Annotated in this window: 1 protein-coding gene; it reads left to right on the top strand. The window is 70.8% G+C overall.

All coding sequences use genetic code 11. The annotated features are described in order from the left end of the window. The first annotated feature begins 206 nt into the window (after window positions 1–206). Window positions 207–24,980, top strand: a complete 24,774-nt coding sequence (locus W7S_RS15215; protein WP_014711948.1) for a non-ribosomal peptide synthase/polyketide synthase — start codon at window positions 207–209, stop codon at window positions 24,978–24,980. Window positions 24,981–25,066: the final 86 nt, after the last annotated feature.

Raw genomic sequence — 25,066 nt, 5'->3', positions numbered from 1 at the left:
ACTACCGGGGTTCGCGTCTACTAGCCTTCCCAACTGTTGCACTCGTGTTGAAGACGAGATTTCCGGAGTGGGTGAGCGTCGGTCGTCTCGGTCAACGACGAACTGCGACGCCGGGGCTACATCGAACGGAAGCGGACCGGGCTTCCGCGCGAGCGGTATCAGACAACCGGGGGGTTGAAAGGAAGACCCTGTGGTTGGGGCGTGGGATGCAGCTTGATCATCAAGCACTTCCGCTGACGCGCGGACAGCTGGACATCTGGCTGGCGCGCGAGACCGGTCACTCCAATACCGAGTGGCAGCTAGGTCTGTTCGTGCGGATCGACGGCGTGGTCCAGCGCGATGCCCTGCAGTGGGCGATCCGGCAGGCGGTGCGGGAGGCCGAGCCGGCCAGGGCGGCGTTCTTCGAGGTGGACGGCCAGGTCTTCCAGCGGGCGGTCGATTACGCCGACGTCGAGCTGGCCTTTGACGACCTCACCGACGCGCCCGATCCCGTGCGGGAAGCGCGCCGGCGGGCGCTGGCGATCCAGCGCACGCCCATGCCGTTCACCGGGCCGCTGTTCCGGTTCGTCCTGTTTGCGACCCGGCGCGACGAGTTCTTCTTGTTCGCCTGCTGCCACCACATCGTCATCGACGGGACCGGCGTCGCGCTGGTCGGTCACCGCATCGCCTCGATCTACTCCGCGATCGTGTCCGCCGGACCCATTCCCACGGCCGTCTTCGGCTCCTTGCAGGAGCTGATCGACTGGGAATCGCGGTACGAGCGCTCCGGTGATTACCGCGACGACGAGGCGTATTGGACGGCGAACCTGCCCCCCGCCGGCCAGGGTCACCATCGGCCGCCCGACGGCGCCACGGAGCGCGACCCGTGGCCGTCCGCCCCGACGGCCCTGGATCCCGGGGTGCTGCGCCGCGTCAATCGGTTCTGCGAGGCGTGGGCGGTGTCGCAGAAATCGGTCATCACCGCGGCCTGCGCGCTGCTGGTGCGCGGGTGGTCCGCCGACGGCTCGGACGCGGTGCTCGATTTCCCGGTCAGCCGGCGCGTGCGACCGGAGCAGAAGACGCTGCCCGGGATGGTCGCCGGCGTGGTGCCGCTCGTGTTGAGCGTCTCGCCGCGGTCCACCGTCGCCGCCTTCTGCAAACGCGTCGAGACGCGGATCGACGAAGCGATCCAGCACCAGCGCTTTCCGGTGCACGCGCTGGAGCGCAAGGTCCGCGGCCTGACGCAACCGCCCGAGCGGGTCAGCGTCAACTTCATCCCGTCGGCGTTCACGCTGCCCTTCGGCGGCGTCATGGCCTCGGCGTCGTACACGAACTCCGGTCAGGCGGACGGCTTCGGTCTGATCTTCTCCGGCGACGGCGACGACCTCTTCCTCAGCACGGCGGGCGCGTGGGAACCGTGGGCCCACCTCGACGCGGCCGGCCTGGCGGACCGACTCGAACAGCTCTTGGTCGCGATGACGGCCGATCCGACGCGGCGGCTGCTGTCCCTCGACGCCGTCGACTCCGACGAGCGCGCCCGGCTCGACGAATGGGGCAACGCGTCCGCGTTGCGCCGGCCGGCGGCGCCCGTGACCGTGGTCGAGCTGTTCGCCGCGCAGGCGGCGCGCACGCCGGATGCGGTGGCGTTGACGTTCGGGGACCGATCGATGACGTACCGCGAGCTCGATGAGGCCGCCAACCGGCTGGCGAACGTGCTGGCCGGCCGGGGGGTGGGTCCGGGTGCGTTTGTGGCGCTGCTGTTTTCGCGGTCGGCCGAGGCGATCGTGGCGATCCTGGGGGTGCTCAAGTCCGGGGCTGCGTATCTGCCGATCGATCCCGCCCTGCCGGCGGCCCGGGTGGAGTTCATGGTCACCGACGCCGCCCCGGTGGCCGCGGTCACCACCGCCGACCTGGCCGGCCGGCTCGACGGTTTCGACCTGGCGGTCATCGACATCGCCGACCCGGCCGTGGCGAGCGCGCCGTGCACAGCATTGCGGGCGCCGGATCCGACGGATGTGGCCCATTTGATCTACACCTCGGGCACCACGGGTGTGCCCAAAGGTGTTGCGGTGACTCAACATAACGTCGCGCAGTTGTTCGACGACCTGCGGCTCGGTTTCGCCTTGTCGGCCGAGCAGGTGTGGACCCAGTTCCACTCCTATGCGTTCGACTTCTCGGTCTGGGAGATCTGGGGTGCGCTGCTGCACGGCGGGCGCCTGGTCGTCGTGCCGGATGCGGTGGCCCGCTCCCCCGAGGAGTTCCACGCCCTGCTGGTGCGCGAGGGCGTCACGGTGCTGACTCAGACCCCCTCGGCGGCCGGGATGCTTTCGCCGCAGGGGCTGGAGGGCACGGCGTTGGTGATCGGCGCCGAGCCCTGCCCGCCGGAGCTGGTGGACCGGTGGGCGCCGGGTCGGGTGATGGTCAACGTGTACGGCCCGACCGAGACCACGATGTGGGCGTGCAAGAGCGCGCCCTTGACGGCGGGGTCGGGATTCCCGCCGATCGGCTCACCGGTGACGCGGGCGGCGTTCTTCGTGCTCGACGAGTGGTTGCGCCCGGTGCCCGCCGGGGTGGTCGGGGAGCTGTATCTGGCCGGGCAGGGTGTGGGCGTGGGCTATTGGCGGCGCCCCGGGCTGACGGCGTCGCGGTTCATGGCCTGCCCGTTCGGCGAACCCGGCACCCGCATGTACCGCACCGGCGACCTGGTGCGCTGGGGCCGCTCCGGATCCGGGGCGGGCCAACTGCAGTATCTGGGGCGCGCCGACGAACAGGTTAAGGTGCGTGGGTATCGCATCGAACTCGGCGAGATCCGCGCCGCGCTGCTCGAGGTGGAGGGCGTTGAACGCGCGGCGGTGCTCGTCCGTGAAGATCGTGCCGGCGACAAGCGTCTCGTCGGCTATGTGACAGGAGCCGCTGACCCGACCGATATTCGGGCCCGGTTGGGTCGGCGGCTCCCCACCTACATGGTCCCGTCGACGGTGGTGGTGCTCGACGCGCTGCCGATGACGGTCAACGGCAAGCTCGACACCCGCGCCCTGCCCGCCCCGGACTACCAGGGCGGCAACGGATATCGCGCCCCGGAAAACGCCATCGAGGAAATCCTGGCCGGCATCTTCGCCCGGGTCCTCGGCGTCGAACGCGTCGGGATCGACGACTCCTTCTTCCTCCTCGGCGGCGACTCGCTGTCGGCGATGCGGCTGGTCTCCGCGGTCAACACCGGCCTCGATGCCCACCTCGGGGTGCGGGCCCTGTTCGAGTCGCCCACGGTCGCCGAGCTGGCGCCGCAGGTGTGCGGCGGGGGAAGCACGCTCGCGCGGGTGGTCGCGGCGGAGCGGCCGGCCGTGGTGCCGCTGTCGTTCGCGCAATCCCGGCTCTGGTTCCTCGACCAGCTGCACGGCCCGTCGCCGGTGCACAATATGGCCGTCGCCCTGCGGCTGCGCGGGCCGCTGAACCCCGACGCCATGGGCACCGCGCTGGGCGACGTGGTGGCCCGCCACGAAAGCCTGCGCACCGTGTTCGTCGCACCCGAGGGGACGCCCCGGCAGGTGGTGGTTCCGGTCGACGGTGCCCGGGTCGGCTGGCAGGTCCTCGACGCCGCCGGCTGGCCCATCAGCCGGCTGACCCAGGCCATCGAGGCGGAGGCATGCCACCGTTTCGATCTTTCTCACGAAATACCTTTGCGGGCAAAGCTTTTCCGGCTTGCCGCGGACGACCACGTGTTGGTGGCGGTGGCCCACCATATCGCCGCGGACGGATGGTCGCTGACCCCGCTGGTGCGCGACCTCGGCGCGGCCTACGTGCACAGGTCCCGCGGGCAGGCCCCGGATTGGGCGCCGCTGCCGGTGCAATACGTCGACTACACGCTGTGGCAACGCGCCCAATTCGGTGACCTCGACGATTCGGGCAGTCCCATCGCCGCGCAGCTGAGGTACTGGCAGGACGCGCTGGCCGGGATGCCCGAACGCCTCGAACTGCCGACCGATCGCCCCTACCCGCCGGTCGCCGACCACCGCGGCGCGCGCATCGACGTCGCGTGGCCGGCCGAACTGCAGCAGCGGGTCGCGCAGGTGGCGCGGGCCCACAATGCGACCAGCTTCATGGTCGTGCAGGCGGCCCTGGCCGTGCTGCTGTCGAAGGTCAGCGCGAGTTCCGATGTGGCGGTGGGCTTCCCGATCGCAGGCCGTAGCGATCCCGCGCTCGACGATGTCGTCGGCTTTTTCGTCAACACCCTGATTTTGCGCGTCGACCTGAGCGGCGACCCCAGCGTCGCCGAGCTGGTGGCTCGGGTGCGCCAGCGCAGCCTGGCCGCCTACGAACACCAGGATGTGCCCTTCGAAGTCCTGGTGGACCGGCTCCATCCCACCCGCGACCTTGCGCATCATCCGCTCGTCCAGGTGGTGTTGGCCTGGCAGAACCTGCCCTGGCAGCACGACGGCCCCGCCGCCGGGCTGGAGCTGGGCGACGTTCGGGTCACCCCGCTGCCGGTCGACACCCAGGTCGCCCGCATGGACCTGGTGTTCTCCCTGGCCGAACGGTGGGACGAGGAGGGCGGGCCCGCCGGCATCGGCGGCATGGTGGAGTTCCGCACCGACGTGTTCGACGCGGACAGCGTCGAGACGCTGATCGAGCGGCTGCGCCGGGTGCTCGCGGCCATGACCGCCGACCCCGACCGCCCGCTGTCGTCGATCGACCTGCTCGACGCCGCCGAGCGCAAACGGCTCGACGACATCGGCAACCGCGCGGTGTTGACCATGCCGTCCATGGCCGCCCTGGTGTCGATCCCGGCGCTGTTCGCCGCGCAGGTCGCCCGCGCCCCGGGGGCGGCGGCGATCACCTGCGGCGACCGGTCGTTCACCTACCGCCACCTGTACGAGGCCACAAATCGGTTGGCACACTTGCTCGTTGAGCGGGGCGCGGGCCCGGGCCAGCGGGTCGCGGTCGCGGTGCCGCGGTCGGCCGAGGCGATCGTGGCGATCCTGGCGGTGCTCAAGACGGGCGCCGCCTATGTGCCGATCGACCCGAGCGTGCCCGCGGCGCGGATGCAGTTCGTGCTCGGGGATTCCGCCCCGATCGTGGCGGTGACCACCGCCGAGGTGCGGCCGCAGTTGGGTGGCTTCGCCGGGCAGATCATCGACATCGACGACCCCGCCGTCGCCCGCCAGCCCGCCACGGGCCTGCCGGTGCCGTCGGCGGACAGCATCGCCTACCTCATCTACACCTCGGGCTCCACCGGCGTTCCCAAGGGGGTGGCGGTCACCCACAGCAACGTCACCCAGCTGCTGGAGTCCATTGACGCTCAACTCGACGTCGGACAGGTCTGGACCCAGTGCCATTCGCTGGCTTTCGACTTCTCGGTGTGGGAGGTCTTCGGCGCTCTCCTGCACGGAGGTCGCCTGGTCGTGGTGCCCGACGACGTCGTGCGATCACCAGATGACCTGCACGCCTTGCTGGTTCGCGAGCAGGTCAGCGTGCTGAGTCAGACCCCGTCGGCGTTCTATGCGTTGCAGAGTGCGGACGCGTTGGCCCCGGAGCTGGGTGAGCAGCTGAAGTTGCAGACGGTGGTGTTCGGCGGGGAGGCGTTGGAGCCACGGCGGTTGTCGACGTGGCTGCATCACCACCCCGGCCTGCCGCGCATGATCAATATGTACGGCATCACCGAGACCACGGTGCACGCGTCGTTTCGCGAGATCCTCGGCGGCGACGTGGACAACAACGTCAGCCCGATCGGGGTGCCGCTGGGCAACCTCGCCTTCTTCGTGCTCGACGGGTGGCTGCGCCCGGTGCCGGTCGGGGTGGTGGGCGAGTTGTACGTCGCCGGTGGGGGATTGGCCACCGGCTACGTGGGCCGCTCGGGGCTGTCGGCCGCCCGGTTCGTGGCCTGCCCGTATGGGGCCCCCGGCGCGCGGATGTATCGCACCGGTGACATCGTCCGGTGGAGCGCCGACGGGCAGCTGCAGTACATGGGCCGCGCCGACGAACAGGTCAAGATCCGCGGCTACCGCATCGAGTTGGGCGAGGTCCGTGCCGCGCTGGGCGACGTCGAGGGCGTCGAGCAGGCGGCGGTGCTCGTTCGTGAGGATCGTGCCGGCGAGAAGCGTCTCGTCGGCTATGTGACCGGAGCCGCCGACCCTTCCGAGATTCGGGCCCGGTTGGGTCGGCGGCTCCCCACCTACATGGTGCCGTCGGCGGTGGTGGTACTGGACGCGCTGCCGTTGACGGTCAATGGCAAGCTCGACACCCGCGCCCTGCCGGCGCCGGAATATCAAGACGTCGACCGCTACCGGGCGCCGGCGAGCGCCGTCGAGGAGATCCTGGCCGGCATCTACGCCCAGGTGCTGGGCGTGGAGCGGGTCGGCGTGGACGACTCCTTCTTCGACCTCGGCGGGGACTCACTGTCGGCGATGCGCCTGATCGCGGCCGTGAATGCCGCTCTTAATGCCGGGGTTTCGGTGCGCGCGTTGTTCGAGGCGCCCACGGTGGCCCAATTGGCTGCGCGCCTCGACCAGGGTGCGGAGCGGCTCTCGCGGGTGGTGGCGGCCGAGCGGCCGGCGGTGGTGCCGTTGTCGTTCGCGCAGTCCCGGCTGTGGTTCATCGATCAGCTGCAGGGGCCCTCGCCGATGTACAACATGGCGGCAGCGTTGCGGGTGCGCGGGCCGCTGCAGGTGGAGGCGCTGCGGGCCGCGCTCGTCGACGTGGTGGGCCGCCACGAGAGTTTGCGCACGGTGTTCGCCGTGTCCGACGGGACGCCACAACAGGTGGTGATACCCGCCGAGGGGGTCGACATCGGGTGGGAAGTAATAGATGCCGCCGGCTGGTCGCCGGCACGGATAAAGGAGGGCATTGATGCCGCAGCCGGTTATGCATTTGATCTGTCAGCCGAAATACCCTTGCAGGCCAAGCTTTTCCGAGCTTCCGGCGACGAGCATGTGCTGGTGGCGGTGGTCCATCATATTGCTGCGGATGGTTGGTCGCTGAATCCTCTGGTGCATGACCTTGGGGTCGCCTATGCCGACCGCTGCGCCGGACGGGCCCCACAATGGTCTCCGCTGGTGGTGCAGTACGTGGATTACACCCTGTGGCAGCGAGCCCAATTCGGAGACCTCGACGACCCGGAGAGCCCGATCGTCGAGCAGCTCGCGTATTGGGAGCGGACGCTGGCGGGCCTGCCCGAACGGGTCTTGCTGCCGACGGATCGACCGTACCCGGCGGTGGCCGACTACCGCGGCGACGACGTGGACATCGACTGGCCGGCCGAGTTGCAGCAACACATCCGCGCGGTAGCGCGGGCGCACAACGCCACCGGTTTCATGGTGGTGCAGGCCGCCCTGGCGGTGCTGCTCGGCAAGATCGCCGCGACTTCCGATGTGGCCGTGGGCTTTCCGATCGCCGGCCGGCGCGATCCCGCCCTGGACGAACTGGTGGGCTTCTTCGTCAACACGTTGGTGCTGCGGATCGATCTGGCCGGCGACCCCAGCGTTACCGACGTGTTGGCCCGGGTCCGCCGGAGCAGCCTGGAGGCCTACGAAAACCAGGACGTGCCGTTCGAGTTCCTGGTGGAGCGACTCAACCCCAACCGTTCGCTGGCGCATCATCCGCTGACGCAGGTGATGTTGGCCTGGCAGGGTAACGATCCGACCGAGCTGAGCCTGGGTGAACTGCAGATCACCGCGGTTCCGGTGCAGACCCGCACCGCGCGTACCGATTTGACGTTCTCCCTGTTCGAACGCTGGAGCGGCGACGGCCGGCCCGCGGGAATCGGCGGCACCGTCGAGTTCCGCACCGACCTGTTCGACGCGGACACCATCCGTGTGCTGACCGAACGGTTGCGGCGGGTTTTGGTCGCCATGGCCGCAGACCCCGGTCGCAGGCTCTCGTCGATCGACGTACTCGACGACGACGAGCACGCCCGCCTTGACGCGTGGGCCAATCGTTCGGCGTTAAGCCGGCCGAGCGCGTGGGCGTCGGTCCCGGCCCTGTTCGGTGCGTGCGTGCAGCGCGCGCCACACGCGGTGGCGATCAGCTGCGGGGGACGATCGTGGACCTACGAGCAAGTGGAGTCGGACGCGAATCGGCTGGCGCACCTGCTTGTTGGCCGCGGTGTGGGCCGCGGCCAGCGCGTGGGCCTGCTGCTCGAGCGCTCGGCCGAGGCCGTGATCGCGATTCTGGGGGTCCTGAAAACGGGGGCGGCCTACGTGCCGATGGACCCGGCGGTGCCTGCGGCGCGGATCGGCTTCATGGTCGCCGACGCCGGCATGCAGGCCGTGGTGACCACCGCCGAGTTGCGTTCGCGGTTAGGAGAATTCGGCGGGGCGGTCGTCGAGGTCGACGACCCGGCCCTCGCGGCACATCCGGCGACGCCGGTGGCGGCGGGGCCGGCGGCCGACGACGTCGCGCACGTCATCTACACGTCGGGCACCACGGGTACGCCCAAAGGGGTGGCGGTCACGCACGCCAACGTGACGCAACTGTTCGGTGTGCTGGACGCCGGGGTGGAACTGGGGCCCGATCAGGTGTGGAGCCAGTGCCATTCGCTGGCATTCGATTTCTCGGTGTGGGAGATCTGGGGTGCGCTGCTGCACGGCGGGCGGCTGGTGGTGGTGCCCGATTCGGCGGCCCGGTCGCCGAAAGAGTTGCGCGCCACACTCATTGGCGAGCGCGTCACCGTGTTGACCCAGACGCCGTCGGCGCTGGGGATGCTGTCGCCGCAGGGCTTGGAGACGGTCACGGTGGTGGTGGGCGCCGAACCGTGTCCGGGTGAGCTGGTGGATCGGTGGGCGCCCGGCCGGGTGATGGTCAATGTGTACGGCCCGACGGAGACCACCATGTGGGTGTCGCACAGCCCACCTCTGACAGCGGGGCGCGCGCGGTCCGGGCCACCGGCAATCGGGTCGCCGGTGGCCGGAGCCGCGCTCTTCGTGCTGGACGGGTGCCTGCGCCCGGTGCCCGCCGGGGTGGTGGGGGAGTTGTACGTGGCCGGCACCGGGGTGGGCGCCGGCTATCTGGGGCGGGCGGGGCTGACGGCGTCGCGTTTTGTGGCGTGCCCGTTCGGCGGCGCCGGCGCACGGATGTATCGCACCGGCGACCTCGCCCGATGGGACCGCGACGGACAGCTGCACTATGTCGGCCGCGCCGACGAGCAGGTCAAGATCCGCGGGTATCGCATCGAGTTGGGCGAAATCCGCGCCGCCCTAGCCGAATTGGAGGGTATCGAGCAAGCCGCGGTGCTCGCCCGCGAAGATCGTGCCGGCGAGAGGCGTCTCGTCGGCTATGTGACCGGAGCCGCTGACTCCGCCGACATTCGGGCCTGGTTGGGTCAGCGGCTCCCCACCTACATGGTGCCGGCGGCGGTGGTGGTGCTCGACGCGATGCCGTTGACGGTCAACGGCAAGCTCGACACCGCCGCCCTGCCCGCCCCGGACTACCGGGACGCCGGCCGGTACCGGGCCCCGAATAACGCGGTCGAGGAAACCCTGGCCGGCGTCTACGCCCGGGTGCTCGGCGTCGAACGGGTCGGCGTCGACGATTCCTTCTTCGACCTCGGCGGCGACTCCCTCTCGGCGATGCGTTTGATCACCGCGATCAACGCCGACCTGGACGCCGCGCTGACCGTCCGATCCGTGTTCGAGGCCCCCACGGTCGCGCAGCTGGCGCTCCGGGTCGAGGCCGGCGCCGGCCGCGCCGGACGATTGGTGGCCGGCGAGCGCCCGGCGCTGCTGCCGTTGTCGTTCGCCCAGACCCGGCTGTGGTTCATCGATCAGCTGCAGGGGCCCTCGCCGGTCTACAACATGGCGGTCGCCCTGCGCCTGTCCGGCCGCCTCGATGCCGACGCGATGGGGGCCGCCCTGGACGACGTGGTCGCCCGCCACGAAAGCCTGCGGACGATCTTCCTCGCCCCCGAGGGCGCCCCCCAACAGGTCGTGCTGCCCGCCGAACGGGCCGACGTCAACTGGCAGGTCGTCGACGCGACGCGATGGCCGGCGTCCTGGCTGGCGGAGGCCACCCAGGACGCGGCGCGCTACACCTTCGACCTCGCCACCGAAATCCCATTGCGGGCATGGCTTTTCCACACCGGCGAGGACGAACACGTGTTGGTGGCGGTCGTCCACCACATCGCCGCCGACGGATGGTCGGTGACCCCGCTGGTGCGCGATCTCGGGGAGGCCTACGCCGCCCGCCGCCTTGGGCGCGCGCCGGATTGGGCGCCGCTGCCGGTGCAATATGTCGACTACACCCTGTGGCAACGGGGCCGATTCGGTGACCTCGACGACCCCGACAGCCCCATCGTGGCGCAACTGGACTATTGGGAGCGGGCCCTGGCCGGGCTGCCGGAACACGTTGAGCTGCCCACGGATCGGCCCTACCCGCTGGTCGCCGACCATCGCGGGTCCAGCGTGGACGTGCAGTGGCCGGCCGCCCTGCAGCACCGGATCGCCGAGCTGGCGCGGGCACACAACGCAACGAGCTTCATGGTCGTCCAGACGGCCCTGGCGGTGCTGCTGTCCGCGTTGAGCGCGAGTCCCGATGTGGCCGTGGGGTTCCCGATCGCCGGGCGGAGCGACCCCGCCCTGGATGAGGTGGTCGGCTTCTTCGTCAACACCCTGGTGTTGCGGGTCGACCTGAGTGGCGACCCCACCGCCGCTGAACTGCTGGGCAGGGTGCGCCGGCGCAGCCTGGCGGCCTACGAACACCAGGATGTGCCGTTCGAGGTGCTGGTGGAACGGCTCAACCCGACCCGCGACATGGCGCATCATCCGCTGGTCCAGGTCATGCTGGCCTGGCAGAACAACGACCCCGTCGACATGAGCCTCGGCGACGTGCGGGTGACGCCGCTGCCGCTCGAAACCCAGGTCGCCCGCATGGATCTGGTGTGGTCGCTGGCCGAACGGTGGGACGAGGACGGGGAGCCCGCCGGCATCGCCGGGACGGTGGAGTTCCGCACCGACGTCTTCGATGCGGCCAGCATCGAGACACTCGTCACGCGCCTGCAACGCGTGCTGGCCGCCATGACCGCCGACCCCACCCGGCCGCTGTCCGCGATCGACGTCCTCGATGAATCCGAGCGCGCCCACCTCGACGCCGTCGGCAACCGCGCCGTGCTGACCCGGCCCGCGACCGCACGCGCGTCCATCCCGGCCTCGTTCGCCGCGCAGGTGGCACGGAACCCCGAGGCGGTCGCGATCACCTGCGGCGAGCGGGCGTGGACCTACCGTGCACTGTACGAAATCACAAACCGGTTGGCGCACAATCTGATTGGTTGCGGCGCCGCGCCGGGCCAGCGGGTCGCGGTGGCGATGCCGCGGTCGGCCGAAGCGATCGTGGCGATCCTGGCGGTCCTCAAGACCGGGGCCGCGTACGTGCCGATCGACCCGGCGCTGCCGACCGCCCGCATCGAGTTCATGCTCACCGACGCCGAACCGATCGCGGCGGTGACCACCGCCGAGGTGCGGCCACGGTTGGGCGCATTCGCCGGGCGCATCATCGACGTCGACGACCCCGCCCTGGCCACCCAGCCCGCCACCGGGCTGCCGGACCCGTCGCCCGACGACATTGCGTACGTCATCTACACCTCCGGGACCACGGGCGTGCCCAAGGGTGTGGCGGTCACGCACCACAACGTCACCCAGCTGTTGCGGTCGGTGGATGACAAACTGAACCTCGGGCGGGTGTGGAGCCATTGCCACTCGCCGGCCTTCGACTTCTCGGTGTGGGAGATCTTCGGCGCGCTGCTGCGCGGGGGACGCCTCGTCGTCGTCCCCGACGACATCGTCCGCTCGCCGGAAGACCTGCACGCCTTGCTGATTGCCGAACGCGTCACCGTGCTGAGCCAGACCCCGTCGGCGGTGGCGGCGCTCTCGCGGCACGGCCTGGACTCGGTGGCGCTGATCGTTGGTGGCGAACCGTGTCCGGTCGAGGTCATGGACCGCTGGGCGCCGGGCCGGGTGATGGTCAACCAATACGGCCCCACCGAGACGACGATGTACGCGGCCATGACGGCGCCGCTGACGGCGGGGTCCGCCCGGGTGCCCATCGGTTCGCCGGTGCCCGGGGCCGCTCTGTTCGTGCTGGACCGATGGTTGCGCGCGGTGCCACCCGGCGTGGCCGGCGAGCTGTACATCGCCGGACGCGGCGTCGCCGCGGGCTACCTGGGCCGGGCCGCGCTGACGGCCTCGCGGTTCGTGGCGTGCCCGTTCGGCGGCAGCGGCACGCGGATGTATCGCACCGGGGACGTGGTGCGCTGGGGCATTTCCAGTTCCGGTGACGGTCAACTGGAGTACCTCGGTCGCGCGGACGAACAGGTCAAGATCCGCGGCCACCGCATCGAACTGGGCGAAATCCGCTCCGCCCTCACCGAATTGGACGGCGTCGAGCGGGCCGCGGTGATCGCCCGGAACGACCGCCGCGCCGCGCGGCTGGTGGGCTACGTGACCGGGACGGCCGACCCGTCCGAGATCCGGGCGCGGCTCGCCGAGCGGCTGCCGTCCTACATGGTGCCGTCGGCGGTGGTGGTGCTGGACGCATTGCCGTTGACGGCCAACGGCAAGCTCGACACCCGCGCCCTGCCGGCACCGGACTACCAGGGCGGCAACGGATATCGCGCCCCGGAAAACGCCATCGAGGAGATCCTGGCCGGCATCTACGCCCAGGTGCTGGGCGTCGAACGGGTCGGGGTCGACGACTCGTTCTTCGACTTGGGCGGCGACAGCATCCTGTCGATGCAGGTGGTGTCCCGGGCACGCGCGGCCGGCGTAATGTGCCGGCCCCGCGATGTTTTCGTCGAGCAGTCGGTGGCCCGGCTGGCGCGGGTCGTCACCCTGGCCACCGGCGAGGACGACGTGGTCGACGAGGGGATCGGGCCGGTGGTGGCCACCCCGATCATGCGGTGGCTGCGCGACATGGACGGCCCGATCGACGAGTTCAACCAGACCATGGTGCTGGCGGCGCCCGCCGGGGTGGGCCAGGCCGACGTGGCGGTCGTGCTGCAGGCGCTGCTGGACCGCCATCCCACGCTGCGGCTCTGCGTCGACGACGACGGGGCCGGCGGCTGGGACATACACGTTCCCGAGGCGGGCTCGGTGGACGCCCGGGCCTGCCTGCGCACCGTCGACGCGCTCTCGGAGGAGGCGCTGATGCGGGCCCGCGCGCGGCTGAACCCCGGCGCTGGCGTGCTGGTGTGCGCGGTATGGGCAAGCGCGACAAATCAATTGGCATTGATCGTCCACCACCTGGCCGTCGACGGTGTGTCCTGGCGGACCCTGATCGAGGACCTCAACATCGCCTGGGCCCAACGTCACCGCGGCCAACCGATCGAGCTTCCCGCCCCCGGCACCTCGTTCGCCCGCTGGTCGTCGCTGCTGGCTCAGCACGCCAAGGATCCGGCGGTGACCGAGCTGGCGGAGGTGTGGCGGCGAATCACCGAGACGCCGCCGGCGTTGCCGCCCGTCCAGCCGTGGGACACCTATGAGACGGCCGGGCAGTTGTCCGCGGCGCTGGACGCCGAGACGACCCGCCAGCTGCTGGGCGAGGTGCCCGCCGCGTTTCACGCCGGGGTGCAAGACATCCTGCTGATCGCGTTCGGGCTGGCGTTCACCGAATTCCTGGGGACGGCGACGCCGATCGGCATCGACGTCGAGGGCCACGGGCGCAACGAGGAACTGGGCCCGCACGTGCACCTGTCCCGCACCGTCGGGTGGTTCACCGCCAAGTACCCGGTGGCCCTCGACGTCCACGGGCTGGACTGGGCTCGCGTGGTCGCGGGTGAGTCCGCGCTGGGGGCGGTGATCAAGGACGCCAAGGAGCAGTTGCGCGGGCTGCCCGACGGCCTGACCTACGGACTGTTGCGCTACCTGAATCCCGAAGTGGGCCTGGGCGGTCCGGACCCGGCCATCGGCTTCAACTACCTGGGCCGCCTCGGGGGAGCGCCCGCCGAATCGTCCGACGAGCTATGGCAACTCAGCCCAAACAGCCACGCGCTGGGCGCCGCGGCCGCGGCGGTGGCCCTACCGTTGCCGCACACGGTGGAACTCAACGCCGGCACCATGGACACCGAGGACGGCCCGCACCTGCACGCCGGCTGGACGTGGGCGTCCTCGGCACTCACCCACGAACAGGTAAACCGGTTGAGCCGGTTGTGGTTTGAGGCCCTGGCCGGCATCTGCGCCCACGTGCGCCGCGGCGGCGGCGGGCTGACCCCATCGGACATCGCACCGGCCCGCCTGGACCAGCAGCAGATCGACGACCTCGAGCGGCGATACGACGTCGCCGATATCCTGCCGCTGACCCCGCTACAGCAGGGGCTGCTCTTTCATTCGACGACGCAACCCGACGGCGACGTGTACGCGGTGCAGCTGACCATCACGCTGCGCGGCGGCCTCGACCCCCAGCGGCTCCACCACGCCGTGCAAAACGTCGTCGCCCGCCACCCCAACCTCGCCGCCCGATTCTGGTCCGGCTTCGGCGACCCGGTGCAGATCATCCCGGCGGCCCCCGAAATCGCCTACCGCCACGTCGAACTCGACGGCGACGTCGACGACATCGACGACCAGGTCCGGCGGATGTCCGCCGCAGAACGCGCCGCGGTGCGAGACCTCGACGACCAACCGCCCCTGCGGGCCATGCTGATTCGCACCGCGAACAAGGAATTCCGGTTCGTGCTCACCGTCCACCACATCGTGATGGACGGCTGGTCACTCCCGATCCTGCTGCAGGAGATCTTCTCCTGCTACTACGGGTCGCGGCTACCGGCTGCGCCGCCCTACCGCCGCTTCGTCAGCTGGCTGGGGGGCCGGGACGCCGCGGGCGCCCGCGCCGTGTGGCGCGACGCGCTCGACGGTTTCGACACGCCCACCCTGGTGGCCGAAGCGGGGCGGCCGGACCTCGGGCCGCGGGGAGTCGCCACGGTCCAGCTCTCCGCCGAAACCACCGGTGCGCTCGGCGAACTCGCCCGCTCCTGCCGCACCACCCTCAACACCGTGCTGCAGGCCGCCTGGGCGCAACTGCTGATGTCGCTGACCGGCCGGCATGACGTCGCCTTCGGCACCGCGGTGTCCGGCCGGCCGGCGGAATTGCCCGGCGCCGAATCCATGGTGGGCCTGCTGATCAACACCGTGCCGGTGCGCGCCCAGGCCGCCGCGACGACGACCGTCGCCGAATTTCTGGACCGGCTGCAACGCGCCCACAACGACACCGTCGAGCACCAGCACCTGGCGCTGAGCGAAATCCACCGCGTCACCGGACACGACCAACTGTTCGACACGTTGCTGGTGTACGAGAACTATCCGATCGACGCCGCCGCGCTAGCGGCGGCCGACGACCTCACCGCCACCGAATTCACCAGCCACGACTACAACCACTACCCGCTGTCGCTGCAAGCCGTGCCGGGCGACGAGCTGCGCCTGCGCATCGAATTCGACATCGGCGTCTTCGAACCCGCCGCCGTCGACGCCCTGACCGACCGCCTGCGCCGGCTCCTGACGGCCATGCCCGCCGATCCCGCCCGGCCGTTGCGATCGCTGGATGTGCTCGACGCGCCGGAGCGCGCCCGGCTGCAACTGTGGGGCAACCAAGCGGTGCTGGCCGCCGAGTCGAGCGCCGCCCTATCGCTCCCGGCGGTGTTCGCCGCGCAGGTCTCCCGCGTCCCCGAGGCGAGAGCGGTCACTTTCGAGGGCCGTTCGATGACCTACCGCGAACTCGACGAGGCATCGAACCGATTGGCGCACAGGCTGATCGAGCGTGGCGCGGGGCCCGGGGAGTGCGTGGCGCTGCTGTTCCCGCGTTCGGCGGAGGCGATCGTGGCGATCCTCGCGACGCTCAAGGCGGGGGCCGCCTACCTGCCGATCGATCCGGCCCTGCCCGCGGCGCGCCTCGAGTTCATGCTCGGCGACGCCGCCCCGGTCGCCGCGGTCGCCGCCGCCGGGCTGCGGGCCCGGCTGGACGGATTCGACCTCCCGGTCCTCGACGCCGGCGAAGCCTACACCGGGCCCGCCGGGCCGTTGCCGACGCCCGCACCGGAGAACATCGCCTACGTCACCTACACCTCGGGGACCACCGGTGTCCCCAAAGGTGTTGCGGTGACCCACCGCAACGTCACCCAGCTGCTGGAATCGCTGCACGCGCCGCTGCCCGAGGCGGGGGTGTGGTCACAATGCCACTCGTACGGTTTCGACGTCTCGGTGCAGGAGATCTGGGGGGCGCTGGCCGGCGGCGGCCGGCTGGTGGTGGTGCCCGAGTCGGTGACGCGCTCACCGGACGAGCTGCACGCCCTGCTGGCCGCCGAGCGGGTGAGCGTGCTGAGCCACACCCCGTCGGCGCTGACCGCCCTGTCACCGCGAAAGCTGCACTCGGCGTTGATCATCGGCGGCGAGCCCTGCCCGGCCGCGCTCGCGGACCAATGGGCGCCGGGCCGCGTGATGATCAACGCCTACGGCCCGACGGAAACCACCGTGGACGCGACGCTCAGTGCGCCGCTGACCGCGGGCGCCGGAGCGCCGCCCCTGGGGTCGCCGGTGTCCGGGGCGGCGCTGTTCGTGCTGGACGACTGGCTGCGGCCGGTGCCCGCCGGTGCGGTCGGTGAGCTGTACGTGGCGGGGCACGGGGTCGCCGTCGGGTATCCGCGCCGTCCCGGTTTGACGGCGTCACGGTTCGTCGCCTGCCCCTTCGGATCGGCCGGTGCGCGCATGTACCGCACCGGTGACCTGGTGCGGTGGGCGCCGGACGGCCGGTTGCACTACGTCGGCCGCGCCGACCACCAGGTCAAGATCCGCGGCCACCGCATCGAACTGGGCGAAATCCACACCGCGCTCGCCGAATTGGACGGCGTCGGGCAGGCCGCGGTGATCGCCCGCGAGGACACGCCCGGCGACAAGCGGCTCGTCGGCTACATCACCGGCACCGCCGACCCGGCCGAGCTCCGCGCCAGGCTGGCCGACCGGCTGCCGGCCTACCTGGTGCCGGCCGCGGTGGTGGCGATCGAGGCATTGCCCCTGACACCGAACGGCAAACTCGACACCGGGGCCCTGCCGGCGCCCGAATACACCGGCGGCCGGTATCGGGGGCCGGCCACGCCCACCGAGGAGATCTTGGCAGGCATCTACGCCCAGGTGCTCGGGCTCGAGCGCGTCGGCGCGGACGACTCCTTCTTCGACCTGGGCGGGGATTCGCTGTCGGCCATGCGGGTGATCGCCGCGATCAACTCCGGTCTCGACGCGCACCTCGGCGTGCGAACGCTGTTCGAAGCGCCCACAATCGGCGAGCTGGCGGCGCGCGTCAGCGCGAACGGGGGGCGCCTGGCCGGCGTGGAGCCGCGCGAGCGGCCGGCGGTGGTGCCGTTGTCGTTCGCTCAGTCGCGGCTGTGGTTCATCGATCAGCTGCACGGCCCGTCACCGGTGTACAACATGGCCGCGGCACTGCGCCTCGCCGGACGCCTGGACGCCGGTGCGCTGGGTGCCGCGTTCGCCGACGTGGTGGCGCGGCACGAGAGTTTGCGGACGGTGTTCGCCGCCACCGAGGGCATACCGCACCAGGTGGTGCTGCCGCCCGATCGGGCCGACGTCACATGGCTGACCATCGACGCCACCGGCTGGTCACCGGCCCGGCTGGAGGGCGCCGTCCGCGACGCGGCCCGGCACACCTTCGACCTGGCGACCGAAATCCCCTTGCGGGTATGCCTTTTCCGCCTCGGCGACGAGGAACACGTGCTGGTGGCCGTGGTGCACCACATCGCGGCCGACGGGTGGTCGCTGACTCCGCTGGTGCGGGACCTGGCGCTCGCCTATGCCAGTCGGTCGGTCGGGGATACGCCGGGCTGGGCGCCGCTGCCGGTGCACTACGTCGACTACACGCTCTGGCAGCGCGCCCAGTTCGGTGACCTGGAAGACCCGGGCAGCCCGATCGCCGCGCAGCTCGCGTACTGGGAGGAGGCGCTGGCCGGCCTGCCGGAACGGGTGGAACTGCCCACCGATCGTGCGTATCCGTTGGTGGCCGATTTCCGCGGGGCCAGTGTGGCCGTCGATTGGCCGGCGGAGTTGCAGCAGCGGGTGCGTGCGGTGGCGGGCGCGCATAACGCGACGGCCTTCATGGTGGTGCAGGCCGCGCTGGCGGTGCTGTTGGCCAAGATCAGCGCGAGTTCGGATGTGGCGGTGGGCTTTCCGATCGCGGGGCGGCGCGACCCGGCCCTCGACGACGTGGTGGGCTTCTTCGTCAACACCTTGGTGCTGCGCGTCGATCTCGGCGGCGACCCCACGATTGCCGAGCTACTGGCCCGGGTGCGCCAACGCAGCCTGGCCGCCTACGAGCACCAGGATGTGCCGTTCGAGGTCCTCGTCGAACGGCTCAACCCGGCCCGCAGCCTCGCGCACCATCCGCTGGTGCAGGTCATGCTGGCCTGGCAGAACGACGAACCCACCGACCTGAGCCTCGGCGACGTGCGCGTCACCCCGCTGCCGGTCGACACCCGCACCGCCCGCATGGATCTCGCGTGGTCGCTGGCCGAACGCTGGGGCCCCGACGGCCGGCCTGGGGGCATCGGCGGGGCCGTGGAGTTCCGCACCGACGTGTTCGACACCGCCACCATCCAAAGTCTGATCGAACGATTGCAGCGGGTGCTGGAGGCCATGACCGCCGACCCCGCCCGGCGGCTGTCGTCGATCGACATCCTCGGCCCCGACGAGCACGCCCGGCTCGACGCGATCGGCAACCGCGCGGTGCTGGACGGCCCGTCGCGCCCGCCGGTGTCGATCCCGGCGCTGTTCGCCGACCACGTCGCGCGGCACCCGCACGCGGTGGCGCTGCGCGACCGGGACCGCTCGATGACCTACCGCGAATTCGGCGAGTCCACAAACCGGTTGGCGCACTTGCTCGTTGAGCGGGGAGCGCGGCCGGGACGGTGCGTCGCCGTGCTGATGGAGCGCTCGGCGCCCGCGATCGTCGCGATCGTGGCGGTGCTGAAGACGGGGGCCGCTTACCTGCCGATCGACCCGGCGATGCCGGACACGCGGGTCGCATTCATGCTGACCGACGCCGCACCGATCGCCGCCCTCACCACCGTGGACCTGCGAGACCGGCTCGACGGGTTCGACGGAGCGGTCATCGACGCCGACGACCCCGCCGTGCACACCCGGCCCGCCACCGCCCTGCCGGGGCCCGCCGACGACAACATCGCCTACGTCATCTACACCTCCGGCACGACCGGCACCCCCAAGGGCGTGGCGGTGACCCACCACAACGTCACCCAGCTGCTCGCCTCGCTGCACGACCGGCCGGCGCCGGCGGGGGTGTGGAGCCAGTGCCATTCGCTGGCCTTCGACTTCTCGGTGTGGGAGATCTTCGGCGCCCTGCTGGGCGGCGGACGCCTGCTGGTCGTGCCCGACGAGGTGGTGCGCTCGCCGGAAGACCTGCACGCCTTGCTGATTGCCGAGAACGTCAGCGTGCTGAGCCAAACGCCGTCGGCGTTCTCGGCACTGCAGAGCCTGGACGGCGCGCGGTCGGGCCCGCGGCTGGGCGTCCAGACCCTCGTGTTCGGTGGCGAAGCGCTGAGCCCGCAACGGCTCGCGAAGTGGCTCGACAACCATCCCAACCGCCCCCGCGTGATCAACATGTACGGCATCACCGAGACCACGGTGCACGCCTCCTACCGGGAGATCGTCGACAGCGACATCGACACCAACGCCAGCCCCATCGGAATGCCATTGGCGCATCTGGGATTTTTCGTGCTCGACGCGTGGCTGCGGCCGGTGCCCGAGGGTGTGACGGGCGAGCTGTACGTCGCCGGTTCCGGCGTCGCCGCCGGATACGTCGGGCGGGCCGGCCTGACGGCGTCGCGGTTCGTCGCCTGCCCCTTCGGGGCGGCCGGCGCGCGTATGTACCGCACCGGGGACCTGGTGCGGTGGGGCCCGGGCGGGCAGCTGCACTATCTCGGCCGCGCCGACGAGCAGGTCAAGATCCGCGGCTACCGCATCGAGCTCGGCGAGATCCAGTCCGCGCTCACCGAATTGGACGGTATCGAACAGGCCGCGGTCGTCGCCCGCGAGGACCGGCCCGGCGACAAACGGCTCGTCGGCTACGTCACGGGGACCGCCGATCCGGTCGAGGTCCGCGCCCGGCTGGCCGAGCATCTACCGGCTTACATGGTCCCGGCCACGGTGCTCGCGGTCGACGCAATGCCGCTGACGGCCAACGGAAAACTGGACACCCGCGCGTTGCCCGCACCCGACTACTCGCACCGGTCGCACGGCTCCGATCACTATCGCGCCCCGACCACCGCCGTCGAGCGGGCCCTGGCCGACATCTACACCCACGTCCTGGGCGTCGAGAACGTCGGGATCGACGACTCCTTCTTCGATCTCGGCGGGGACTCGCTGTCGGCCATGCGCCTGGTCGCTGAGGTCAACACCGGCCTCGACGTCCACCTCGGCGTGCGAGCGTTATTCGAAGCGCCCACCATTCGCCGGCTGGCGGCGCGCCTGGGCACCGAGGGCGGAGCGCGCGCGCCGCTGGTGGCCGCCGAGCGGCCCGAGATGGTGCCGTTGTCGTTCGCCCAGTCGCGGCTGTGGTTCATGGGCCAATTGCACGGGCCCTCACCGGTGCACAACATGGCGATCGCGTTGCAGCTGCACGGGCGCCTGGACGCCGAGGCGTTCGGCGCGGCGCTGGCCGACGTGATGGCCCGCCACGAGAGCCTGCGGACGATGTTCCCGGCGCGGGAGGGGATACCGCGGCAGCTGGTCGTCGATGTGGACGACGCCGACTGCGGCTGGCAGATCAGCGACGCGCGCGGGTGGTCGACCACCCGGCTGGGCAACGTCGTTGAGACCCTGGTGGGTCACCGGTTCGACCTGGCCACCGAAATCCCGCTGCGGGCAATGCTTTTGCGGGTGAGCGACGACGAGCATCTGCTGGTGGCCGTGGTGCACCACATCGCCGCCGACGGGTGGTCGCTCACCCCCCTGGTGCGCGACCTGGGGGAGGCCTACGTCAGCCGCTCGGCCGGGTGCGCCCCGGCCTGGGCGCCGCTGCCGGTGCAGTACGTCGACTACACGCTCTGGCAGCGCGCCCAATTCGGCGAACTGCAGGATCCGCACAGCCTGATCGCCGGGCAGGTGCGGTATTGGGAACACACCCTGGCCGGAATGCCCGAGCGGCTCGAATTGCCCACGGACCGGCCGTATCCGTTGGTGGCCGATTTCCGCGGCGCGAGCGTGGCCGTCGACTGGCCGGCGGAGTTGCAGCAGCGGGTGCGTGCGGTGGCGGGCGCGCATAACGCGACGAGCTTCATGGTGGTGCAGGCCGCGCTGGCGGTGCTGTTGGCCAAGGTCAGCGCGAGTTCGGATGTGGCGGTGGGCTTTCCGATCGCCGGGCGGCGCGACCCGGCCCTCGACGACGTGGTGGGCTTCTTCGTCAACACCTTGGTGCTGCGCGTCGACCTGACCGGTGACCCCACCATCGCCGAGGTGCTCGCCCACGTCCGCGCGCGCAGCCTGGCCGCCTACGAGCATCAGGACGTGCCGTTCGAGGTCCTCGTCGAACGGCTCAACCCGGCCCGCAGCCTCGCGCACCATCCGCTGGTGCAGGTCATGCTGGCCTGGCAGAACACCGACTCCGCGGAGCTGAGCCTGGGCGACGTGCGCGTCACCCCGCTGCCGGTCGACACCCGCACCGCCCGCATGGATCTCGCGTGGTCGCTGGCCGAACGCTGGAGCGCCGACGGCCGGCCCGCCGGCATCGGCGGGGCCGTGGAGTTCCGCACCGACGTGTTCGACACCGCCACCGTCGAGGCGCTGATCACCCGGCTGCATCGCGTACTGGAAGCGATGACCGCCGACCCCGCCCGGCGGCTGTCGTCGATCGACATCCTCGGCGTCGACGAGCGCGCCCGCCTCGACGCGATCGGCAACCGCGCGGCGCTGGACGGCCCGTCGCGCCCGCCGGTGTCGATCCCCGAGGTGTTCGCCGACCACGTCGCGCGCACCCCGCAAGCGGTGGCCGTCACCCAGGGGGCGGACTCGTGGACATACCGCGAACTCGACCAATCATCAAACCGGTTGGCGCACTTGCTCATTGACTACGGTTGCGGGCCGGGGCAGAGCGTCGCGCTGCTCACCGAGCGCTCGGCGCGGGCCGGCGTCGCCATCCTGGCGGTGCTCAAAACCGGGGCCGCGTATGTCCCGATCGATCCAGGCCTGCCCGCCGCCCGAATCGACTTCATGCTCGCCGACGCCGCACCGGCGGCGGTGATCACCACCGCCGAACACCGGTCGCGCCTCGACGATTTCGACGTGCTCGTCATCGATATCGATGACCCGACGATCCAGCACCGGCCCACCACGGCGTTGCCGGCGCCGGCGCCGCACCACATCGCGTACACGATCTACACCTCGGGCACCACCGGAGTTCCGAAGGGCGTGGCGGTCACCCACCACAACGCCACCCAATTGTTCGCCTCCCTGGAGGCCGCCGGTCTGCCCGCGGCACCGGGACGGGTGTGGAGCAACTGCCATTCCCTGGCGTTCGACTTCTCGGTGTGGGAGATCTTCGGCGCGCTGCTGCACGGCGGGCGGGTGCTCGTCGTACCGGACGAGGTCGTGCGTTCCCCGAAAGACCTGCACGCCTTGCTCGTTGCCGAACGGGTCGACATGCTGACCCAGACACCGTCCGAGGTGGCGATGCTTTCGACCGGGGGCCTGGAGTCCGCGGTGCTGGCGGTCGCGGGCGAAGCGTGCCCGGCCGAAATCGTGCAGCGGTGGGCGTCCGGGCGGGTGATGGTCAACGTCTACGGCCCCACCGAGATCACGATCGTCGCGGCCGTCAGCGCGCCGCTGACACCGGGACCCGAAGCGCCGCCGATCGGTTCGCCGGTATCCGGGGCCGCGTTGTTCGTGCTCGACGGATGCCTGCAGCCGGTGCCCGCGGGCGTGGTCGGCGAGCTGTACGTGGCCGGCGGCGGCGTATCGACCGGTTACCTGGGCCGGCCCGGTCTGACCGCGTCCCGGTTCGTGGCGTGCCCCTTCGCCGGGGAGGGCGCGCGCATGTATCGCACCGGCGACCTGGCGTCGTGGGGTCCCGACGGGCAGCTGCGCTACGTCGGGCGCGCCGACGAACAGGTCAAGATCCGCGGGTATCGCATCGAACTCGGCGAAATCCAATCCGCGCTGGCCGCGCTGGACGGTGTGGAGCAGGCGCTGGTGATCGCCCGCGAGGACCGCCCGGGCGACAAGCGTCTGGTCGGCTACATCACCGGGACGGCCAACCCGGCCGAACTCCGCACCCTGCTGGTCGAACGGCTGCCCGCCTACATGGTGCCGGCCGCGGTGGTGGTGCTCGACGCGCTGCCGTTGACGTCCGGCGGCAAACTCGACGTCCGCGCCCTGCCCGCCCCCGATTACCAGGGCGGCGACGACTACCTCGCCCCGGCCACCGCGGTCGAAGAGATCCTGGCCTGGCTCTACGCCCAGGTGCTGGGCCTCGAGCGGGTCGGGGTGCAGGAGTCGTTCTTCGACCTGGGCGGGGATTCCCTGTCGGCGATGCGCCTGGTCGCCGCGATCTACAACGCGCTCGACATCCACGTGCCCGTGCGCGCCGTCTTCGAGGCGCCGTCGGTGCGCAGCCTGAGCCAGCAGCTCAACCGCGATCACGATGCCGGGGAAGGCCACCAGGGCGACTTCGCGTCGGTGCACGGCCGCGACGCCACCGAGGTGTACGCCTGCGACCTCACGCTGGACAAGTTCATCGACGCCTCGACGCTGGCCGCCGCGCCGTCGCTGCCGGGGCCGAGCGCCGAGGTGCGCACGGTGCTGCTCACCGGGGCCACCGGCTTTTTGGGCCGCTACCTGGTGCTGCAATGGCTGGAACGGTTGGAACTGGCCGAAGGCAAGCTGATCTGCCTGGTGCGGGCCACCTCCGACGAGGACGCGCGGCGCCGGCTGCAGAGGACCTTCGACCCTCCCGGTTTTGCAGGGGACCCCGCTTTGCGGCGGTATTTCGACGAGCTCGCTTCCGACCACCTCGAGGTCATCGCCGGCGACAAGGGCCGCGCCAATCTCGGCCTGGACGAACAGACCTGGCAGCGGCTGGCCGACACCGTCGACCTCATCGTGGACTCCGCGGCGGTGGTCAACGGCGTGCTGCCCTACAGCGAGCTGTTCGCCCCCAACGTCGCCGGCACCGCCGAGCTGATCCGGCTCGCGCTGACCACCAAACTCAAGCCGTACACGTATGTCTCGACCGCCAACGTCGGCGACCAGATCGAGCCGGCCGCGTTCACCGAGGACGCCGACGTCCGCGTCGCCGGCCCGATCCGCACGATCGACGGCAGCTACGGCAACGGCTACGGCAACAGCAAGTGGGCCGGCGAGGTGCTGCTGCGCGAGGCCCACGACCTGTGCGCGCTGCCCGTCGGCGTGTTCCGCTGCGACATGATCCTGGCCGACACCACCTACGCGGGCCAGCTCAACCTGTCCGACATGTTCACCCGGTTGCTGTTCAGCGTCGTGGCCAGCGGCGTCGCGCCGCGTTCGTTCTACCAGCTCGACGCCCGCGGCAACCGGCAACGCGCGCACTTCGACGCCCTGCCGGTCGAGTTCGTCGCCGAGTCGATCACCACGCTGGGCGCCCAGGTGGGCCGCGATTCGGCCGCAGGGTTCGAGACCTATCACGTGATGAACCCGCACGACGACGGCATCGGGCTCGACGAGTACGTCGACTGGGTCATCGAGGCCGGATATCCGATCGAGCGGGTCGACGACTTCGGGGAGTGGCTGCACCGGATGGAGACCGCGCTGCACGCCCTGCCGGAACGCCAGCGCCACCAGTCGGTGCTGCAGCTGCTGCAGTTGCGCAACGCCCAACACGTGCCGCCGGCGGACCCGGCGCGCGGCTGCCTGGGACCGACCGAACGGTTCCGCGCCGCGGTGCAGGAAGCCAAAATCGGCCCCGATAACGACATCCCGCACATCACCGCGGCGGTGATCGTCAAATACGTGACCGACCTGCGGTTGCTCGGTCTGCTCTGAAATATTTTGGGCTGCAGCGTATTTCGCCGCCGCGTCCGAAGTCGTCGTCGCCGCGCCTCCCGCTGACTACCATGACCCGTAGAACG

Source organism: Mycobacterium sp. MOTT36Y, from assembly GCF_000262165.1.
GTDB classification, from domain to species: Bacteria; Actinomycetota; Actinomycetes; order Mycobacteriales; family Mycobacteriaceae; genus Mycobacterium; species Mycobacterium intracellulare.
Note: the sequence above shows the minus strand (reverse complement) of the source record. Positions and strands in the feature narration are given on the sequence as shown.